This is a genomic window from Ruegeria sp. BF7, from assembly GCF_056538605.1.
The window spans coordinates 540,590-559,415 of the sequence record NZ_JBQFTM010000001.1 but is presented as its reverse complement, the minus strand read 5'-3'; the positions used below and the strand labels follow the sequence as shown (position 1 = coordinate 559,415).

Sequence of the window (18,826 nt, the reverse complement as noted above, 5' to 3'; positions counted from 1 at the left end):
CGTGAGGATACCTAAAATATTGATCTTGGCCTTAATTTGCAGTGCTGCTGAAGCCGAAACATGTTTTCTAAGTGAAGTCTGTGAAACCAAAGGGGAATGCGTGGACTCAACGCTGAACATCGAGTTTATCGGCAATCCACCCAACCAGATTCGAAGTAATTTCGGGGGATTCATCATTGATGGCACCGCCACGGCTGGTGAAGCCACTTCCGAGGTACGCCTTTCGAACGGGACAGAGTACGTGGTCACATCTGAAAACTCGTTGATGATTGCATCTCAAGAAAATGAAATTAGCCGCTCGATCATATTCTTGGCACGAACACCACCATCAAAGCTGACGGCTACGCTCGCTGTCGTTCCGCGGCGATATGTCGAATATTCAGATACCTTCAACGCACGTCGCGTATTTGAAGGCGATTGTGAGCAGGAGTTTTAATGGACTTCCCCAACGCCCTTGTAACGCTCTCCAACTTCGTGCTTGTTCCCGCAATCATCTAACGTCGACCGTTCTTCAGGATTGAGGCCAAACTGTGATTGCGTTTGGTGAGCGTCAAAATCTGAATAACTTAAATTGTTCAATTACAATGCCCTAAAAGCCCTTATTCGACCTCCTGAAACCTCTCTCGACGGCTAAATTTTCGCCACGATCCGCACGTACTCACAGCGTGCGAACAACGGGAATCAACCAGTTGATTCTTAACCCATTCGGGCAGACATCCCATTCAGGAGACACATTATGAAATATCTGGCAGCGCTCGCCGCTATTGTCCTGCCTGCGACCGCGCAGGCCGTATCGCAAAACCCGGTCGAAGGTGAAGTTGTATACGAGTGCCAGATCACCGAAAGCTGCAAGTCCAGCGGTTGCGCACCACTGGGTTCCGCCGGTCATGTGACGTTGAAGAAATTTGAAGGCCAATCCAAAGGGCTCCTAGTCGCTGAAGGTCAAGAGCACGAAGTTCTCGTGTACCCAAGTCTTGGAGCGCTGGAATTTCTTCAGGTTCTGGCCGGTGGAAGCGTCGGATACACCGTGAAATCTGACACCGGCCAACTTGAGGTCCGTGCGTCTGGTGGCCAGCAACGAAACGACCGCGGGACCTGCAAGATCGCAACCTGAGATCGCGTTCACTGGCTTTCAAATTGCAGGTTTCAACTTTCTTTGCGCCGGGTAGATTTCCAGTGATCCGGCGCATCCCGTTCCGAGGCGCAAAAGGTTACACTTTTTCCGTATTATCTCTGGATTTCGGCATCTCAACACAGCTGAATTATTGTGTCTTTCCTCACTGATATGCCATAAGGCCGCACCCGACGGAATGAGAAGGTGAGATGGACATACTGAACGCGTTAGTCGCGCTTGCGAATTTTGTGTTGGTGCCGGCAATTGCCTATGGCAGCCAGCTGGCACTGGGGGCGTTGGGGGTCACTCTGATCTACGGCATCCTGCGGTTTTCGAACTTCGCCCATGGCGACACGATGGCCTTTGGTGCGATGATTGCCGTGCTTGTCACATGGGGCATGCAAGCCGCCGGGGTCAGTTTCGGGCCGCTGCCAACCGCTCTGCTGGCCCTGCCCTTTGCCATTCTCGGCTGTATCGTACTTGTGCTGATCACCGACCGGCTGGTCTATCGGTTCTATCGCGAGCAAAAGGCCAAGCCGGTTATTCTGGTCATCGTGTCGATGGGCGTGATGTTCATCATGAACGGCCTTGTGCGTTTCATCATCGGGCCGGATGATCAGAGGTTTTCGGACGGGGCGCGGTTCATAGTCTCTGCGAGGGATTTCAAGGCGATGACCGGGTTGCGTGAAGGGCTGGCGATCAAGACCTCTCAGGGCATTACCGTCATCGTGGCCGTTGTCGCAGTGGCGCTGTTGTTCTGGTTCCTCAACAAGACACGCACCGGTAAATCGATGCGCGCCTATTCCGACAATGAGGACTTGGCGCTGCTGTCTGGTATCAACCCCGAACGCGTGGTGATGATCACATGGATCATCGTCGCCGCGCTGGCGACCACTGCCGGAGTGCTCTACGGGCTGGACAAAAGCTTCAAGCCTTTCGTCTATTTCCAACTGCTGCTACCTATCTTTGCCTCGGCTATCGTGGGCGGTCTCGGCAGCCCTCTGGGTGCCATCGCGGGCGGGTTTATCATCGCATTTTCCGAGGTGACGATCACCTATGCCTGGAAGAAAGTGCTGACCTATCTGGCACCCGAAAGCCTGGAGCCGTCAGGATTGGTGCAGTTCCTTTCCACCGATTACAAATTCGCCGTCAGCTTCGTCATCCTGCTGATCGTGCTTCTGTTCAAACCTACGGGCCTGTTTAAGGGGAAAGCGGTATGATCTTCGGAGTTATTGCAACTATTGCAATTCCACTGCTTGCAGGCTTGGTACTTGGCCCTGTTGGCCTCATTGCCGGGGTCGGCGAAGTTGCTTGTGGTTGGGTCTATTGGCACGCCTTACGCACTCAAAATGAAAGCCTTAAGAACTCGTCTTTGTTCGCCGCAGTCGCGATCCTCGTCTTGAGCACCGGGTTCTTACAAGGTTGGAACGCGGCGATCCTGATCCTGAATATGGGGCTGATCTCGGCCATCATGGCGCTGGGTGTGAACCTGCAATGGGGCTTTGCCGGGCTGTTCAACGTCGGCGTCATGGGTTTTGTTGCGCTGGGAGGGCTTGCGGTTGTGCTGGTCTCGACCCCGACCACACCCGGAGCGTGGTCCGCGGGCGGGTACGGCATTGTTCTGGCTATGCTGCTGGGGGCCGCAACCGTTGTGGCCACCGTACTGGTGGCGCAGAAGATGCCGAAAGGCCGAGTGCGAACCCTGTCGATCATCGCCATTCTGGTCGTGGGATTTTTTGTGTACCGAGCCGTTCTCGATCCCAACACCGCGGCTGTTGAGGCGATTGAGCCGGCGGTCGCGGGCAACCTTGGCGGACTGAATCTGCCTGTGTTGCTGGCATGGCCCGCAGGTGGCCTGCTGGCTGCGGGTGCCGCATGGCTGATCGGTAAAACGGCGCTGGGTCTGCGGTCTGATTATCTGGCGATTGCAACGCTTGGTATCGCCGAGATCATCATCGCTATCATGAAAAACGAGGACTGGTTGGCGCGTGGCGTCAAGAATGTCTACGGCATTCCGCGCCCTGCCCCTGTGGTCGGCTATGAGGTCGATCTGCAGAGCGATCCCGGCTTTGTAGCACGCGCCGATTGGTTGGGGCTGGACCCGGTCACGGCCTCGACCCTTTCGGTCAAGCTGGGCTATTCGCTGCTGTTCCTGATCGTGCTGCTGCTTCTGCTGTGGATGGCGCAGAAGGCGCTGCAAAGCCCATGGGGCCGCATGATGCGTGCCATTCGAGACAACGAAGTCGCGGCCGAGGCGATGGGCAAGGATGTTACCCGCCGCCACCTGCAGATTTTTGTTCTGGGCTCGGCCATCTGCGGCATTGCCGGTGCAATGATGACCACTCTGGACGGTCAATTGACCCCAAGCGCCTATCAGCCGCTGCGGTTTACCTTCCTAGTCTGGGTGATGGTGATCGTTGGCGGGTCGGGCAATAATTTCGGCGCGGTGCTGGGGGCGTTTGTCATTTGGTTCCTCTGGGTGCAGGTCGAACCCATCGGCTTGTGGCTGATGAGCCTGATCACATCAGGGTTGCCCGATGGCAGTGCGCTCAAGGCGCATCTGATCGAAAGCGCCGCGCATATGCGCCTGCTGACCATGGGCCTGATCTTGCTGATTGTTCTCAGATTCAGCCCAAGGGGGCTGATCCCCGAGAAATAGATCGTATCAGGGGGAATTTTGAAAACCGCGCCGCATAACCGGCGCGGTTTCTTGATTCATGAACCGAACCTGAATAGACCAAGTTACCGGTGGGCGCGTTCCGGACCTGCGCCAGATCGCCTTCACGCTTAATTAGTCAATCAAGGCTGAAACTACTGGCCACCTCTCGAGAGTAAGAAGACGACACATGAAAAACTCCTTCATCCCCAAGATCCTCATGCTACCGATGGTTGCCAGTCTGGCCGCATGTATCCCGTCACCCGAAGATCTGGAGACCACACCGGTCAAGGTCCAGACGCCAAAGGGAGTGGTGACCTGCCAATTGTACCGGCATGACCGAGTGACCTGGGATCGCGCCATTGATTTCCCGGCCACAAAAATGTCGGTGCCCGAGGCGGACGCCTATTGCAGACAAGAAGGCCAGCGCCGCCTTAAGTAACAGGATCAACGTCGGACGGCAGACAGGCCGCGCGGCGCCATACACCTATCGGCCCCGAAACAACCCGCCCAGAATACCGCGAACTATGCGGCGGCCGGTAGTGCCTTTGAGTTCTTTGATGACGGCCTCGCTCATGGCGGTGGCAAAGGTATCCTTCTTCCGCGTTAACCGGGAAGAAGACCGCCCGACGCGACCACCGGAATACCGACGGGCCGTCGCAAATTCACGTTCAGCCACTGTCTGCGTCTCTTCCTGCTCCTCCGCTTTGGCGGCGGCCTGAGCCGCTTCATCCGCACGGCCCTGAAGGATTTCAAACGCTGACCTGCGATCATTCAGCGTGCCGTATTTCGCCTGCATAGGAGAAGCTTCCAGAACCGCCTGACGTTCGGCCTCGGTGATGGGCCCAAGCTGCGAACCGGGCGGGCGGATCAGTGTGCGTTCAACGATCCCCGGCACCCCCTTTTTCTGCAGCATCGAGGTCACCGCCTCACCCACGCCGACCTCACGTATTGCGGCTTCGGTGTCGAAGGCAGGGTTCTCGCGATAGGTTTCGGCGGCCAGACGAAGATTCTTGCGATCCCGGGCGGTGAACGCGCGCAGGGCGTGCTGAACCCGGTTGCCGAGCTGCCCCAGAATGTCCTCGGGGATGTCCGCCGGGTTTTGCGAAATGAAGTAGACCCCGACCCCCTTGGACCGGATCAGCCGCGCGACCTGTTCAACCTTGTCGACCAAAACCTTCGGCGCGTCTTCGAACAGCAGATGTGCCTCATCAAAGAAGAAGACCAGCTTGGGTTTGTCCGGATCACCAACCTCGGGCAGTTCCTCGAACAGCTCGCTCAGCAGCCACAACAGGAAGGTCGCATAAAGACGCGGAGCCCCCATCAGCCTGTCCGAGGCCAGAATGTTCACCATCCCCTGCCCGTTCGCATCCGCGCGCATCAGATCGGCCAGCTCCAGCGCGGGTTCGCCAAACAGGTTGGTCCCGCCCTGGTTTTCCAACACCAGCAAGCGCCGCTGGATCGCCCCGATCGAAGCAGTCGAGACATTGCCATAACGCAGGGATAACTGCGCCCGATTCTCGCCGATCCAGACCAGCAGGGCCTGCAAGTCCTTAAGGTCCAGCAGCGGCGTTCCTTCTTCGTCCGCCACCCGGAAAGCGATGTTCAGGATGCCCTCCTGCGCCTCGCTCAGGTCCATGAGGCGCGACAGCAGCAACGGACCCATCTCGGTCACGGTTGTGCGCACCGGATGGCCTTGCCGCCCGAACAGGTCCCAGAACGTCACCGGGCACGCGGCATAGGCATAATTCTGAAACCCGATGCGCTTTGCGCGGTCCTGAAACGCTTGATGCAGCTTATGGGTGTCGCTCCCCGCCTTGGCCAGACCGGACAAATCCCCTTTGACATCTGACAGAAACACAGGAACGCCTGCGGCCGAAAAGCCTTCAGCCAAAATTTGAAGCGTTACGGTTTTGCCGGTCCCCGTCGCACCGGCAATCAACCCGTGCCGATTGGCATATTTCAACGTCAGGGATTGGGGTTGGCTATAGTCGTCACCCGCGCCACCCAGAAAGATGTTATTTTCCATGTATGTAAGGCCTTAATTTCCACCGATCTGCCCCCAGCATACAAAGTTAACCTTTGACTGCGATAGTCAATTCGCCGCCTTTGTTGCGAACGGAACAAGGCGGCAAACTTCCTCCCTGTCGACTGACCGCGCCTTCGGGCGCGGTTTTTTTAACAGAAAGCTGGATCTGCCATTAATTTTTTAGGTTTGCAGTTGACCGCTGCGCCCGCCTTTCGTAACGTCTGCGCATAACTAAGTCGGCCAGTCCGACGGGGAGAACATATTTGAAGGGAGCCGCTCCACCGGCTCCCTTTTTCATTGGTCGGGAACACCCAAAAACGGCAGAAAACTGATCACATCCGGCCGTTTGCGCAGCTTAGTGCCTGACACCGTGTTCGAACGGTGGTAAGACCCACAAAAAAGATCAATCAATCTGCCGAGGCATTCATGATCAAGAAACTTCTACCCGTTAACATTCTGGTGGCTGCGCTTTGGTGCGGAGCCGCATACGCACAGGAAGCAACACAGGATACGCAGGCGCAGGAAACCCCATCCGCTCAGGCGGATAGCGGGCTGGATCTTGGCACTTCCGGCCCAAGAACCGGTGAGCAATTCGTCAAGGAAAAGACCGGCGACTGGGAAGTGTCCTGTATCAAAGCAGAAGCTGGTGAAGACCCCTGCGCAATGGTCCAGATCCTGAACGGTCAAGAAGGTGAACCGCTGGCTGAGGTTAGCATTGGCAAGCTACCGGCCGGTGGCGCTGCTGTCGCCTGGGCCAATGTAATCGTTCCGCTGGAAACACTACTGCAAGCGCAGCTTGCTCTTTCAATCGACGGCGCACCGCGAAAGCTTTACAACTATCACCATTGCGTCCGCGTTGGATGCGTAGCGCAGCTTGGCCTCAGTCAAGCAGAGATCGATGCGATGAAGTCTGGGTCAAAAGCCGTATTTTCTCTGGTTCCGGCCCGGTTTCCCGACCAGGTGATCAATATGGAAATGTCTCTGACAGGATTTACAGCAGGTTTCGACGGCTTGAACGTCAACCAGAACTGATCCCATGAAACCCAAAAACGCTGCCAGTCCCGACAGGCAGCGTTTTTTTTGCATTCGTTAGTTGAAACTTCAAACCCGTTTCAGCGCAAGCACCGCGTTTAGCCCGCCGAAGGCAAACGCGTTGCTTAGCGCCACCTCGACCTTTGATTCACGGGCGTCGTTGGGCACCACGTCCAGCGCACATTCCGGGTCGGGTTCTTCGTAGCCGATGGTCGGAGCGATAACACCATCGCGCAGTGCCATGATACAGGCCAGCAGTTCAACAGCGCCGGTTCCACCGATCAGATGTCCGTGCATGGACTTCGTGGATGAGATCATCAGATCATCCGCGTGCGGACCGAACACATCCGCAACAGCCGCGCATTCGGTTTTGTCATTCGCAGCCGTGCCGGTTCCGTGCGCATTGATATAACTGACCTGATCCGCATTCAGACGCGCATCCGCCAAGGCACCCGCCATGGCCCGTGCCGCGCCTTGTTTGCTGGGCATCACAATGTCCGATGCGTCCGAGGTCATGGCAAATCCCACAACCTCGCACAGGATATCGGCGCCACGGGCGCGCGCGTGTTCATATTCTTCGAAAACGAAGATACCAGCACCTTCACCCTGAACCATTCCGTTACGGTTGGCGCTGAACGGGCGGCAGGCGTCGCGGGACATGACGCGCAGCCCTTCCCAGGCCTTCACGCCACCAAAACACAGCATCGATTCCGACCCGCCGGTGATCATCGTAGGCGCCGCCCCGCTACGTACCATCTGGAACGCCAGCGCCATCGCATGGTTGGACGACGCGCAGGCAGTCGAGACGGTAAAGCTCGGGCCTTTGAGGTTGTGCTCCATCGACACGTGGCTGGCCGCAGCGTTGTTCATTAGCTTGGGCACAACGAATGGGTGAACCCGGTTCTTGCCGTCTTCGTAAACCGAACGGTAGTTGTCGTCCCAGGTCGAAACGCCACCGCCAGCGGTGCCCAGAACGACACCGGACCGGGCGGCAAGATCACCATGAAACTCGATCCCGGATTGATCGATCGCTTCTTTCGCGGCCGTCAGGGTGAACTGGGTAAACCGGTCGTAAAGGCTCATCTGTTGGCGGTTGAAGCGCCCTTCAGCCTCGAACCCCCGGACCTGACCACCGATCTTGATGGAAAGACGCTCAACATCGCGGAATTCAAGCTCGGAGATGCCGCAACGCCCTTCGCGCATGGCTTCAAGCGTATCGGCGACCGAATGACCCAGCGAGTTGATCGTGCCGGCCCCGGTAATAACAACGCGTTTCATTGGCTCAGGTCAGACCTTTTCCGACACAAGCTTTTCGATACCGGCAATGATGGCGGCGACATTCGAAATATCGAAATCGCTGGCCTCGGGTTCGTTGGCGTTGAACGGCACCGAGATGTCGAATTCTTCCTCGATGGCAAAAATGCTTTCGACCAGACCCAAACTGTCGATTCCCAGATCCTCAAGCGTGCTTTCGGGAGTGACGTCCGAAGGCTCCAGCACGGCCTGCTCAGCAATGATTGCGATGACGCGGTCGGTGATGCTCATGTCGGTCCTCTGATTATCCCGTTGAGGATGATTTAATCACTCGGAGGCTGTTTGAAAACAGCCTTTTTCAGCGCCTCGACGTCACGTGCAATTCGGGGCAGACGACGCTGCGCCTTGTAGATTTCTGTATGGGTCTCCATCTTGACGCCCGGATAGCCCATGATCACGCGGCCCGCAGGAACATTGGACAGAATCTTGGTGCCGCCCCCCGCGATCACACCGTCGCCGATAAAGATGTTGTCGACCACTCCGGTTTGGCCGCCCAGCACCACGTTATTTCCGATCTCGACCGACCCGGACACGCCGGTTTGACCGCATAGAAGGCAATCCTGCCCAACACGGGTATTGTGACCGACATGCACGAGGTTATCCAGTTTGGAGCCATTACCGATGCGCGTATTGCGGATCGTACCGTTATCAACCGTGCAATTGGCACCAACCTCGACATCGTCGCCGATCTCAACCGCGCCCAGAGAATGGATACGCAGCCAGCTTTGCGCCCGCGCTTCCCCCTGATCGCCCATCGTCTTGCGCGCGTTTTCGGCACCGGACACTTCGGGAGTGACGAAACTGAACCCGTCGCCACCGATCCGCGCACCGGGTTGGGCAATGAAGCGATCACCGATTTGCGCCCGCGCACCGATACTGACCATCTCGCGCAGCATCGCTTGATCGCCCATAACGGCATCCATCCCGATCACGCAATGCGGGCCAATCACCGCGCCCTTGCCGATCCGCACACGCGCGCCGATGACGGTCAGCGGCCCGATCGAAGCGCCTTCACCGATTTCAGCCGCCGGGTCGATCACGGCCGAGGGGTGAATCCCCGGCTCAACCCCCTGCCCGCGATCCAGCATCGCGGTTACCCCCGCCATCGCCATACGCGGCCGGGGTACGAAAATTGCCGCTTGCAGACCCAACGCCTGCCAATCGGCACCTTCCCACAAGACGGCGGCCCTTGCAGACCCACCGCTCAGCGCCTCGGCATATTTCGGAGACATCGCCATCGCCAGATCAAACGATCCGGCATCCGCCGGCTCAGCGACGCGTTGGATAATCAGGCTGGTGTCGCCTTGGCTTTCTGCCGCAAGGGCGTCGGCGATTTGCTGGATGGTGTAGTGCATATCGGGCTTCCCGGTTTAAGGACCTGCCCCGCTGATTACCCCTGAACGTCCGGCAGGGCTACCCCTGCCTTCTGTAGAGCCTCCCAGATTTTCTGATCCCGCTCATAGACATCCCGACGATACTGAACCTTGCCCTTGGGTCCAATAAAGGCTGTTCGGTAGATGATATGGACCGGAACGTGCTGATCCAGTTGCACCGTTGTTTCTTTGCCCGTGTTCAGGACCCGGTGGAAAAACGCCTTTGGGTTTTCTTCTTGTTTGGCCAACAGCGCATAGGCGAACTCAAACGGTTGCGCCAGGCGTATACAGCCGTGCGAAAACGCCCGCACCTCACGCGCGAACAGACTTTTCTGAGGCGTATCATGTAGATAAATGTTGTACTTGTTGGGGAACATAAACTTCACTAACCCCAAAGCGTTGCTGGTACCGGGCGCCTGACGCATCGCAAACGGAAAGTTGCGCGCGTTGAACTGGGTGAAATCCACGGCACCGCGATTGACCTGACGACCGCGGCGATCGGTGATCTGGATATGACCAACCGCGTGCGGGTTGGACTTCAGCTTGGGCAGGTATTCCTTGGTGATGATCGAGCGCGGAACATACCAGCTGGGGTTGATGACCATATGCTCCATCTCGTCCGAGAATTCGGGGCTGCGGCGGTCATGCGTGTTCTTGCCGATCACGGCGCGGGTTTCGAAGGTGATCAAACCGTCATCTATGATTTTGGCGGAAAAATCGGTCTGATTGACCAGAATGTGCCGTGCGCCCCGTTCGCGCGGCAACCAGCGCTCGCGCTCAAGCGCAACATATACGGCCTTGAGCCGATCCGAGGCACTGCGGTTGAGTTCGGTGATTGTGCCCGGCCCGGCGACCCCATCGGCTGCAAGGCCGTGGTCTGTCTGAAACGCCTGAATCGCACCCAACAAGGCATCATCGAAATCCGGGTTGGCCGTCGGTCGCAGATAACCCATGGAAACCAATCGGTTACGCAGCTTGATTACATCTGGTCCCGTATCACCATATTCCAGCTTGGACACCGGAACAGTCGGCCCCCAGCCACCTTGGTTGACAAGGGTTTGCAGAACCAGTTTCTGCTTCATCAACGCCCGGTATTGCGTTGATTGCGGAGCAAGCTGATCGAAATAGCTTCCGTTTTCCGCAGCGATCAGCCCTTGAAGATGATCCTTGGCCGAGGTGCGTTCGACTTTTCGAACTAGACCGTCGTCAATTTCAGATGGCCGCAACGCGCCGGATTGGAGGTTCCGGGCATATTCCACAAAAGCACGACTTAACCGGATCTCGACAGCGCCGAGATCACGCGTCGTGCGTGCGCTCTGCATTTGATCCAAAAGCGCTTGAACGCTGTAGGAGCCTTGCGGCAAACCGTGCAATTCGGTGCCTGACAATGCCCGGATCAACTGTGCTCGCCGCGCCATGTGCGCGGGCGTTTCCCCTACCCAAACCGGCGCAAACCCGTTTTCCCGGTAGAATTCCGCAATTCCGGACCCCGGCGGGGCAAATTCAGCGACCGCCATCTGATAAGCCGTTGCCGGCCGGGCTCCTGCGCTTGAGACAGATGCCGAAGCCAGAAAACATGCCGTTAAAAAGAAACCAGTACGCGTCTGAAAACCTGAGAACATGGGATGGCCTTGATTATTCTTAATTTTACGCCGCTCGCGAGCGTGCCGATCAACTATGATTGCGTCCCGGGCAGCTTGTCTATTCACAAATGTATCAACGCGGCGCATCTATCGGAGCGTGATGCGTGTTTGCATCGCCCGGCGGAATGGCGCCACCAAATGCTTCTGAATTATACATAAACGCATCAACTGCGCAAAAAACTGCCGAAAATTCCCCCTTGAAAAGGTGATTTTGAAAGACTTCTTGGCTGTTTTTCGCGACTGTGTCATAAATCCCGCATCTGGGATGGAAAAAAATTAAGAACGCGCGCGTAACATCGTGTGCAGGCAGGAACAGTACGGGACGAAACTAAAATGACGATGAGCAGTACCTCGGGCTTGACCCGGCGTGCCCTTCTGGGCGCATTTGCGGCTACGGCAGTTGTGGCGGCACCGACCTATTCCAATGCAGCAGGATTCCTTCGGGGCGGCGGCGATATTCGACGGATTCGCATGTATTCCGGTCGCACCGGCGAACGCATCGACATGATCTATTGGGTTGATGGCAAGTACATCAAGGACGCCGTGAAAGAGGTCAACCATTTCATGCGCGACTGGCGGACCGATCAGGTCAAGGGCATGGACCTGCGCACCATTGATATCATGGCGGCCTCGCACAACCTTCTGGATGTGAACGAACCGTACATGCTGCTTTCGGGATATCGATCACCGCAGACCAACGCCATGCTGCGGTCGCGTTCGCGTCGGGTTGCCAAGAACTCACTGCATATGAAAGGTCAGGCCGCCGACCTGCGCCTGTCATCGCGTTCGGTCTCGCAGATGGCCAAGGCGGCCATGTCCTGCCGCGCGGGTGGCGTCGGCAAATACTCCCGCTCGAATTTCGTCCATATGGATTGCGGTGAAGTCCGCAGCTGGGGCGGTTAACTCCCCGCAATAAACTTCAAAACGACGAGCGCCCTCGGGCGCTCTTTGTTTTTTTGTGCACAAAAAGCGATACCTTTTGAATCTGAAATACAGCCTGCGGACCAACAGGCTAGGAGAATGGCTAGATGCTTCCTTCGACGTATAGGTTTTGGCATCTGATCAATTTTCGCCTTGCATTTTGTGATGCCTCCAAAAGGAAACAATTAGCCCATGCACTCTGATTGATTAGGCTCTCACACCGTGTCAAATTGACCGGTAAGCATAGTCTTCTCTCAGCGTTAAACAGTAAAAGCCATGTAGCCCTGGCAATCACGAAGCACATGGGTCAGTGCTACCAAAGCACCCAACTTACTTTTTTTGTTCTTTGGAAATCACAGCCGTAACCGTGCGTGTCGTTCGACTTCTAGTGATTGCAATAGCACTCAGAACTAAAACGCAGGCCATGGCTTGTGGCACCGTAATCGCTTCGCCAAAAGCAAAAAAACCAACTGCAAACATCGTGGGCAGTTCTATGCTCCCGACGACTGCAGTTTGAGAAGCGCCGATCAACGGTGAACAGATAGTGTATATGAGCTGTGGGACAAGCGCTGTAATTAAGCCTATCCCGACTATCAAAACCCAGTCAGATTGCCCTTCGGGGAGAAGCTTTGCGAGATCGGCACTCATCATCAGAGGTAAGAGTCCAAGAACAGATCCCAGGGATACTGACGCAATGCGGGCAAGAGGCGCGATGCGGGACAGCCTATGGACCAAGACACATATACCGAAGCCAAAACCAAAAGGAGCCGCAAGCGAAATCAAGAGTGTTGGGATGTGCTCTAGGGGCACAGACGCGGATGTGCCGGCCGCTATGATTGCCGCCAATGTGATAAGCCCCGAGGCAACCAAGGCACGCCTCGTTGGTGAATCGGCGAACAAGACCCAGGCGAAAATCAACGTGAAAACCGGATAGGTCATATAGAGCACACCTACTGTCGAAGCGGGCAATGTCTCTAGCGCGGTCACATATCCAATCCACCCAAGCCCCATCACTACGCCGACAGCAAGCCCCCAGCAAATCTCGCGCCATGATTTACGATGTATGAAGAGAACAGGTAGCAGCAGAACTGCGGCAACGATGTAGCGATAGAATGCGACGGCGTATGGAGCAACACCCTGCTCGGTCAACCCCCGGCTGAAGTATGGAACCAGCCCGAAACAAACTGAGGCGAAAAGCACACCACCAACCGCTAGCGCATAGGGAACAGCCGGTCTGGGTTGTGCTGATGGTGTTTCCATAAAACAAGAGCTAACACAGGACTGCCAACACTAAAGCAGAAATTCATCGCGCACGCGTGCTACACTTGTTGATAGTTCGGGCTTAGCGCCACGAACAACAGACGCATAATGGAGGCATAATGTGGGATCAAATTGAACCCGAATGGCTTCAAACTAAGACCACATAAGTCTTTCTGCTTCAACATTTTTAGAAAATATGGCGCACCTGAGAGGATTCGAACCTCTGGCCTCTGCCTTCGGAGGGCAGCGCTCTATCCAGCTGAGCTACAGGTGCCTTGGCCGTTAGCTAACCTTGTTCCGATCTGGGTGCAACTGCAAATCTACCCGGATCAGTCAGCTTTCACGCGAACAGATCGTGCGCCAGTTCCAGCGCGTCGATCAGCGTGTCGACCTCTCCTTTGGTGTTATACAGGCCAAAACTGGCGCGGCAGGTCGCGGTCACACCATAGAAATCCATCAACGGGCCTGCGCAATGGTGGCCCGCGCGCACGGCGACGCCTTTCTTGTCGAGAATCGTCGACACATCATGCGCATGCCCTGCCCCGTCCAGCGTAAAGCTGAAGATGGCCGCCTTGTCCGCACGAGTTCCCTGCACCTGAACCCAGTTCAAGCCGGTCAGGCGTTGCATCGCATAGTCGCGAATCCCGGCTTCATGGGCGGCGATGTTCTCCATCCCCAAATCCATCATGTAATCCAGCGCCACGCCCAAGCCGATGGTCTGAACGATACCGGGGGTTCCGGCCTCGAACTTCATTGGCGGGTCGTTATAGATCACCTGGTCCTTGCTGACCTCTTTGATCATGTCGCCGCCCCCGATAAAGGGGCGCATCTCCGCCATACGTTCAGACTTGATGTAGATCGCACCCGAGCCAGACGGGCCGTATAGCTTGTGTCCGGTGATCGCATAGAAATCGCAGCCGATATCCTGCACATTGACCGGCATATGAACGGCACCCTGGCTGCCGTCGACCAGTACGGGAACACCTTTGGCATGAGCACCTGCTGTGATGGCCTTTACATCAACCACGGTGCCCAGAACGTTCGAGCACTGGGTCACGGCGACCAGTTTGGTCTTGGGTCCAATCGCGTCGATCACGGCCTGCGGATCCAGGCCGCCCTCGGCATCTACGTCCACCCATTTCAGGACGACCCCCTGACGTTCGCGCAGGAAATGCCAGGGGACTATGTTGGCGTGGTGCTCCATGACGCTGAGGACGATCTCATCGCCCGCCTGCAGCCGTGGCATCGCCCAGCCGTAAGCGACCAGATTGATCCCCTCGGTCGTGCCCGAGTTCAGGACGATCTCATTCTCATCCGCCGCGCCCAGAAAACGAGCGATGGTGCCGCGGACGGCCTCATACTTCTCGGTCGCCAGATTCGACAGGAAATGCAGACCGCGGTGAACGTTCGAGTATTCCTCGGCATAGGCCCGCGTCACCGCATCGATCACGACCTGAGGCTTTTGCGCCGAGGCCCCGTTGTCCAGATAGGTCAGCGGCTTGCCATTCACCTCGCGCGACAGAATTGGAAAGTCTGCCCGGATTTTTTCTACGTCATACATGGTCTTCTTATCCCTATACCGGGCCGCTAGGCGTTAACGCGAGGACAAAGGGCACTGCCACAAGGGCAGACAGCAATATGACCCCGAAGGATTTCCAGAGCGATCCGAACTTATGCGCTTCATTCAGGAAATGGAGCGTGACGTAAAGGCTCAACACAGCTGTCGCGAGAGTGATTACGACGATCAACAGCGGCAGCACGAGCAACGATACCAGCGACAAAACCAACCCGGCGATCTGCAGGTATTGCAGCCAGACTGTCAGAAGAAAAACGTCGTCGAAGGTGCCGACACCGCCAAACAAACGCCCGAACATCAAAAACGCCAAGATACTCAGCATAATGGCACCGGCTGAACGGGCAAGGATCAGCAACACCGGCTCGGTCGCGGGAACGGGTTGGTCTGGAGGGATCGGTAGCAGTTGCGCAACCCCTACCTGAAGCAGGCAACTTAAAACCACGGCCAGAAAAAACCCCAGCCACAAAACCTCGCGCCCGGGGCGCTTGGCCAGCAACAGGCGTGCGGTCTGGGCCGGGTTGGTCACCGTCAGAACCGCAAGGTTGGCAAGGGACGTAGAATTCATTCCAACCGCCTTTGCGCTTGTCTGAGACCGGCCAGCCAGAACCACACAAAGATCCCGAGCCAGATCAATCCAACCAAGGTCAATGCCGGGCCGGGTCCAACGAACCCGGCGACCAAGCCGTTCAACAGCACCAGAGGCGTTGATGCCAACAGCGCCCAGAAAAGTGAAAGCCGGGCTCCGTAGGCTGTTCCGCGCCCTCCAGCCAACCGGGCAGCGCCATAGGACATAAAGGCCAGAAAGTAGAAAAACAGCGGCAAGATGATAACCGTGCCCAACAAGGCCCCACCCATCAGCATGTTCAGCTCAAGCCCTTCCAGATGCGCCCGCCGGGCAAGGCTGGGAAGCTGCGCGATAAAAGCTACCACGCAGAATCCCATTACAAAGATCAGCGCTCTGTCTTCCCGTTCACCCGAGTCCAGAAGCCGACGCACTACGCGCCCCGGCCCCCGGTACGTGGCCACGATATCCGATGTGACAGGCATCAGCTGCGCCGCGCCAGCCAGCCTTCCAAACGGGTCACGATCGCATCGGCCAGTTCGTTGTCTTCGATCTCGTCCACCGCCTCGGCCAGAAAGGCCAGCGTCAGCATATTGGTGGCATCCTTGACCGGAACCCCGCGCGAGCGCAGGTAAAACAGGGCCGTCTCGTCGATCGCACCCGAAGTGGAACCGTGTGAACACGCGACGTCATCGGCATAGATCTCAAGCTCGGGCTTGGCCAGAAACTGGCTGTCATCATCCAACAGCAGCGACTGGCTGATCTGATAGCCATCGGTTTTCTGCGCTCCTTCCTTTACAAGGATCTTGCCCTGGAAAACACCGGTGGCGCCGTTGCGCAGAACCTTCTTGAACACCTGACGGCTTTCGCAGTTCACCGCGTCATGGGTGATGAAGACGGTATCGTCGTGATGGAAATCCCCATCGCCAACGCAGGCACCGGCCACATGGGCCACCGCATCGTCACCGGTCAGTTCGACGACCTGCTCGTTACGAGTCAGAACGCCATTTGCGGTCAGGGTGAACGACTTATAGGTCGATTCCCTGCCCAAACGGGTGAACATATGAGTCATCGCCCGACGCTCGTGATCGCGACCCTGCGCGCGCACGTGATGCAGCGTGCCGTTGTCGGCAATGTCGATCTCCATGCATTTGTTGAAACGCGACGCTGCCGGGCCATTTTCCAGGATCGTCACTTCGGAACCGCTTTCGACGCGGACAATATGGTGCAGCATGGCATCCGACGTTTCTGACGCATGACGATAGATCAGGCTGATCGGCTTGGACGGTTTGCCGGTGACGTGAATCGCTACGCCATCTTCTGCAAAGGCCGTGTTCAGCGCTGCCAAAGGCCGTTGCACCGGAGACTGCCCACGCGCCTCAAGAACGCCGTACAGTTCCTTGGCCCAGTGAATATCCTTGCAGCAGATATCCTCGATCCGATCAATGTTGACGCCTTCCAGCTCCAGTTCATCCGATTCCTCGGCGCTGAACACACCGTCGACGAAGACGATTTTCAATCGGTCTATATCGCCGAACAATGTCTCCTCATCCGTGTGAAACAGCGCGGCATGCGGAGCTTCCGGCGAAATCAAAGTGTCTGGGCGCGTGTATTTCCAGTACTCGTCGCGCCGTCCGGGCAGTCCCATCTCCAACACGCGCGCCAGAGCATCTTCACGCGCGGCACGCGTGCATCCGGCATCGGGCATGGTCAACGCGGCCAACCGTTCCTCGGTCGCGGTCTGTTTTGCTTGCGGCAAAGCCATTAGTTCACCTCGGCCAGAATGTCGGCGTAACCGTTATGTTCAACTTCCAGTGCCAGTTCAGGGCCGCCAGATTTCACGATACGACCATCCGCCATGATATGAACGACATCAGGTTTGATGTGGTCCAGCAGACGCTGATAGTGGGTGATGACCAGGAACCCGCGTCCCTCATCACGCAGAGCGTTCACACCTTCCGACACCAGCTTCATCGCGTCCACATCAAGGCCCGAGTCGGTCTCGTCCAGGATGCACATTTTGGGTTCCAGCATCGCCATCTGCAGGATTTCGTTTCGCTTTTTCTCACCGCCCGAGAAGCCGACGTTCACCGGACGCTTGAGCATATCCGCGTCGATTTTCAGCGATTTGGCCTTAGCACGCACTTCTTTCAGGAATTCGGCAGCGGACAGTTCTTTTTGTCCACGTGCCTTGCGCTGCGCGTTCACGGCGGTCCGCAAGAAGGTCATGTTGCCTACGCCCGGAATTTCAACCGGGTACTGGAACGCAAGGAAGACACCTGCGGCGGCGCGCTCTTCCGGTTCCATCTCCAGCAGATCCTCACCGTCCAGCGTGGCCGAACCTTCGGTAACATCATAACCATCACGCCCCGATAGCACATAGCTGAGCGTCGACTTCCCCGAGCCGTTCGGCCCCATGATCGCGTGTACCTTGCCAGCCTCAACCGTCAGGTCCACACCTTTCAGGATCTGCTTGTCTTCTTCTTCAAGTTGCACGTGCAGATTTTTTATTTCAAGCATGGTGGAGTTCCGTTTCCTGGATGTTCATTGAAAAGCGCTCCAAAAGGTTCGACTGGCTTTTTTCAATACCGTTCTGGTAGGCCAGCGAAGCCGGAGGCTCGTTCTTTGCTTGTTTCGCTATGTCTCCAACCTCAAGAGGCGGAGCCAAAGCGCGTTCAATTCCGGTTGCGTAGTCATAAAATTTCAGACCCGGTTTGCGGTGTATTTCGTTCAGCGCGAACCAGTGGTTGGTTACCCCGTAACTGTCCGCAACGATCAGCCCGTGCAGGCTTGATGAAAAGACCTGCGCGCAGGCCGCGATTTCGGCACAGACAACCCGGGCAGGACGCCTTGTATCAATCAGCCGGAACCTGGGGTCCGATGCGATCAGGGCTGCAACGGCCGGATCGTCAACCTCGCTGTGATGCGGGATAATGCCTACGACATCCTGTCGGTCCGCGACCGTGCCGTAGACATCCCTGGCCAAAATACCCGGGTCACCAAAAGCGACATTCTTCAGTTCCAAAAGGGATGCCGTAATCGGGCCACGTACAACTTTCGGAGGTTCAACCGCCTCGAGAAACTTGGTATTCAACGGCGCCATGCAGCCACTGCCCCAGATCACGGGCTTCACGGGAGACCCCCGTCCCAGCGCACCACGGCTGACAAAAGCCATGATTGAACCGATCCCAAACAGGTCGGCTTTCACTGGTTTCGCCCAGACAACATCACGGCCCGACACATGGGCCACGACGTCCCGCGACAAGTCATCGCCGAAATTTGCGGCTTGGTTCCACCAATACAGCTTGATTGGCGCTGCCTCAGGCTGTGGCGTCGAGTGTTCCAT

At 56.8% G+C, this 18,826-nt stretch carries 19 protein-coding genes and 1 tRNA gene; 7 read left to right on the top strand and 13 right to left on the bottom strand.

The features are described 5' to 3' along the window. Window position 1 precedes the first annotated feature (1 nt). The 5 genes from ACR0IK_RS02770 (at window position 2) to ACR0IK_RS02750 (ending at window position 4,212) form a co-directional block, all read left to right on the top strand. Complete coding sequence (locus ACR0IK_RS02770; protein WP_480640375.1) at window positions 2-436, top strand: hypothetical protein; 435 nt, start codon at window positions 2-4, stop codon at window positions 434-436. Between the two features lie 300 nt (window positions 437-736). Then, window positions 737-1,114 (top strand): hypothetical protein, encoded by a 378-nt coding sequence (locus ACR0IK_RS02765; RefSeq protein ID WP_480588863.1) that lies wholly within the window; start codon window positions 737-739, stop codon window positions 1,112-1,114. Window positions 1,115-1,323: 209 nt separating this feature from the next. Then, on the top strand, window positions 1,324-2,334 hold the full coding sequence (locus tag ACR0IK_RS02760) for a branched-chain amino acid ABC transporter permease (RefSeq protein ID WP_480640374.1): 1,011 nt from the start codon (window positions 1,324-1,326) through the stop codon (window positions 2,332-2,334). Next, window positions 2,331-3,773 carry a branched-chain amino acid ABC transporter permease gene (locus ACR0IK_RS02755; RefSeq protein ID WP_480640373.1) on the top strand — a complete coding sequence of 481 codons (1,443 nt, stop codon included), beginning with the start codon at window positions 2,331-2,333 and terminating at the stop codon, window positions 3,771-3,773. Before ACR0IK_RS02760 ends, ACR0IK_RS02755 begins: the two co-directional genes overlap by 4 nt. Window positions 3,774-3,960: 187 nt before the next feature. Beyond that, entirely contained in the window at window positions 3,961-4,212 is a 252-nt protein-coding gene (locus ACR0IK_RS02750) for a hypothetical protein (RefSeq protein WP_480588872.1), read from the top strand. Between the two features lie 45 nt (window positions 4,213-4,257). On the opposite strand, the gene ACR0IK_RS02745 is transcribed toward ACR0IK_RS02750, so the two are convergent. Beyond that, window positions 4,258-5,799, bottom strand: a complete 1,542-nt coding sequence (locus ACR0IK_RS02745; RefSeq protein WP_480640372.1) for a helicase HerA-like domain-containing protein — start codon at window positions 5,797-5,799, stop codon at window positions 4,258-4,260. A gap of 426 nt (window positions 5,800-6,225) precedes the next feature. Between ACR0IK_RS02745 and ACR0IK_RS02740 the strand changes: the two genes are divergently transcribed. After that, a complete protein-coding gene (locus ACR0IK_RS02740; RefSeq protein ID WP_480588878.1) occupies window positions 6,226-6,831 on the top strand; it encodes an invasion associated locus B family protein in 606 nt (201 codons plus the stop codon). A gap of 69 nt (window positions 6,832-6,900) precedes the next feature. On the opposite strand, the gene ACR0IK_RS02735 is transcribed toward ACR0IK_RS02740, so the two are convergent. Genes ACR0IK_RS02735 through ACR0IK_RS02720 form a run of 4 tightly spaced genes read right to left on the bottom strand, consistent with a single transcriptional unit; the run spans window position 6,901 to window position 11,140 of the window. Next, on the bottom strand, window positions 6,901-8,109 hold the full coding sequence (locus tag ACR0IK_RS02735) for a beta-ketoacyl-[acyl-carrier-protein] synthase family protein (RefSeq protein WP_480640371.1): 1,209 nt from the start codon (window positions 8,107-8,109) through the stop codon (window positions 6,901-6,903). A gap of 9 nt (window positions 8,110-8,118) precedes the next feature. Then, the gene (locus tag ACR0IK_RS02730; RefSeq protein ID WP_170324939.1) at window positions 8,119-8,376 is read right to left on the bottom strand and encodes an acyl carrier protein; all 258 of its coding nucleotides are present in this window, start codon (window positions 8,374-8,376) and stop codon (window positions 8,119-8,121) included. Window positions 8,377-8,408: 32 nt separating this feature from the next. Next, window positions 8,409-9,500: a UDP-3-O-(3-hydroxymyristoyl)glucosamine N-acyltransferase gene (gene lpxD, locus ACR0IK_RS02725; protein WP_480640370.1), complete on the bottom strand. Its 1,092-nt coding sequence runs from the start codon at window positions 9,498-9,500 to the stop codon at window positions 8,409-8,411. Window positions 9,501-9,535: 35 nt separating this feature from the next. After that, window positions 9,536-11,140 (bottom strand): L,D-transpeptidase family protein, encoded by a 1,605-nt coding sequence (locus ACR0IK_RS02720; RefSeq protein WP_480640369.1) that lies wholly within the window; start codon window positions 11,138-11,140, stop codon window positions 9,536-9,538. A 354-nt stretch (window positions 11,141-11,494) separates the two neighbouring features. On the opposite strand from ACR0IK_RS02720, the gene mepK reads away from it, so the two are divergent. After that, entirely contained in the window at window positions 11,495-12,064 is a 570-nt protein-coding gene (gene mepK, locus ACR0IK_RS02715) for a peptidoglycan L,D-endopeptidase MepK (protein ID WP_480640368.1), read from the top strand. Between the two features lie 348 nt (window positions 12,065-12,412). On the opposite strand, the gene ACR0IK_RS02710 is transcribed toward mepK, so the two are convergent. From ACR0IK_RS02710 to ACR0IK_RS02675, 8 genes are all read right to left on the bottom strand, one after another. Further along, window positions 12,413-13,282: a DMT family transporter gene (locus ACR0IK_RS02710; RefSeq protein WP_480640367.1), complete on the bottom strand. Its 870-nt coding sequence runs from the start codon at window positions 13,280-13,282 to the stop codon at window positions 12,413-12,415. A 257-nt stretch (window positions 13,283-13,539) separates the two neighbouring features. After that, a tRNA-Arg gene (locus ACR0IK_RS02705) sits at window positions 13,540-13,616 on the bottom strand. Window positions 13,617-13,682: 66 nt separating this feature from the next. Next, a complete protein-coding gene (locus ACR0IK_RS02700) occupies window positions 13,683-14,903 on the bottom strand; it encodes a cysteine desulfurase (protein WP_480640366.1) in 1,221 nt (406 codons plus the stop codon). Between the two features lie 13 nt (window positions 14,904-14,916). Next, a complete protein-coding gene (locus tag ACR0IK_RS02695) occupies window positions 14,917-15,483 on the bottom strand; it encodes a YIP1 family protein (protein WP_480640365.1) in 567 nt (188 codons plus the stop codon). Continuing rightward, window positions 15,480-15,965, bottom strand: a complete 486-nt coding sequence (locus ACR0IK_RS02690) for a YIP1 family protein (protein ID WP_480640364.1) — start codon at window positions 15,963-15,965, stop codon at window positions 15,480-15,482. The genes ACR0IK_RS02695 and ACR0IK_RS02690 overlap by 4 nt, the downstream gene beginning before the upstream one ends. After that, window positions 15,965-17,245, bottom strand: coding sequence for a Fe-S cluster assembly protein SufD (sufD, locus tag ACR0IK_RS02685; protein WP_480640363.1), 1,281 nt, complete (start codon window positions 17,243-17,245; stop codon window positions 15,965-15,967). Before sufD ends, ACR0IK_RS02690 begins: the two co-directional genes overlap by 1 nt. Beyond that, a complete protein-coding gene (sufC, locus tag ACR0IK_RS02680; RefSeq protein ID WP_480640362.1) occupies window positions 17,245-18,000 on the bottom strand; it encodes a Fe-S cluster assembly ATPase SufC in 756 nt (251 codons plus the stop codon). The genes sufD and sufC overlap by 1 nt, the downstream gene beginning before the upstream one ends. Beyond that, window positions 17,993-18,826: a polysaccharide pyruvyl transferase family protein gene (locus tag ACR0IK_RS02675; RefSeq protein WP_480640361.1), complete on the bottom strand. Its 834-nt coding sequence runs from the start codon at window positions 18,824-18,826 to the stop codon at window positions 17,993-17,995. Before ACR0IK_RS02675 ends, sufC begins: the two co-directional genes overlap by 8 nt.

Coding starts and splice junctions, on each gene's coding strand:
- ACR0IK_RS02765 (WP_480588863.1), top strand. CDS start 737: ATGAAATATCTGGCAGCGCTCGCCGCTATTGTCCTGCCTGCGACCGCG.
- ACR0IK_RS02760 (WP_480640374.1), top strand. CDS start 1,324: ATGGACATACTGAACGCGTTAGTCGCGCTTGCGAATTTTGTGTTGGTG.
- ACR0IK_RS02755 (WP_480640373.1), top strand. CDS start 2,331: ATGATCTTCGGAGTTATTGCAACTATTGCAATTCCACTGCTTGCAGGC.
- ACR0IK_RS02750 (WP_480588872.1), top strand. CDS start 3,961: ATGAAAAACTCCTTCATCCCCAAGATCCTCATGCTACCGATGGTTGCC.
- ACR0IK_RS02745 (WP_480640372.1), bottom strand. CDS start 5,799: ATGGAAAATAACATCTTTCTGGGTGGCGCGGGTGACGACTATAGCCAA.
- ACR0IK_RS02740 (WP_480588878.1), top strand. CDS start 6,226: ATGATCAAGAAACTTCTACCCGTTAACATTCTGGTGGCTGCGCTTTGG.
- ACR0IK_RS02735 (WP_480640371.1), bottom strand. CDS start 8,109: ATGAAACGCGTTGTTATTACCGGGGCCGGCACGATCAACTCGCTGGGT.
- ACR0IK_RS02730 (WP_170324939.1), bottom strand. CDS start 8,376: ATGAGCATCACCGACCGCGTCATCGCAATCATTGCTGAGCAGGCCGTG.
- lpxD (WP_480640370.1), bottom strand. CDS start 9,500: ATGCACTACACCATCCAGCAAATCGCCGACGCCCTTGCGGCAGAAAGC.
- ACR0IK_RS02720 (WP_480640369.1), bottom strand. CDS start 11,140: ATGTTCTCAGGTTTTCAGACGCGTACTGGTTTCTTTTTAACGGCATGT.
- mepK (WP_480640368.1), top strand. CDS start 11,495: ATGACGATGAGCAGTACCTCGGGCTTGACCCGGCGTGCCCTTCTGGGC.
- ACR0IK_RS02700 (WP_480640366.1), bottom strand. CDS start 14,903: ATGTATGACGTAGAAAAAATCCGGGCAGACTTTCCAATTCTGTCGCGC.
- ACR0IK_RS02695 (WP_480640365.1), bottom strand. CDS start 15,483: ATGAATTCTACGTCCCTTGCCAACCTTGCGGTTCTGACGGTGACCAAC.
- ACR0IK_RS02690 (WP_480640364.1), bottom strand. CDS start 15,965: ATGCCTGTCACATCGGATATCGTGGCCACGTACCGGGGGCCGGGGCGC.
- sufD (WP_480640363.1), bottom strand. CDS start 17,245: ATGGCTTTGCCGCAAGCAAAACAGACCGCGACCGAGGAACGGTTGGCC.
- sufC (WP_480640362.1), bottom strand. CDS start 18,000: ATGCTTGAAATAAAAAATCTGCACGTGCAACTTGAAGAAGAAGACAAG.
- ACR0IK_RS02675 (WP_480640361.1), bottom strand. CDS start 18,826: ATGGAACACTCGACGCCACAGCCTGAGGCAGCGCCAATCAAGCTGTAT.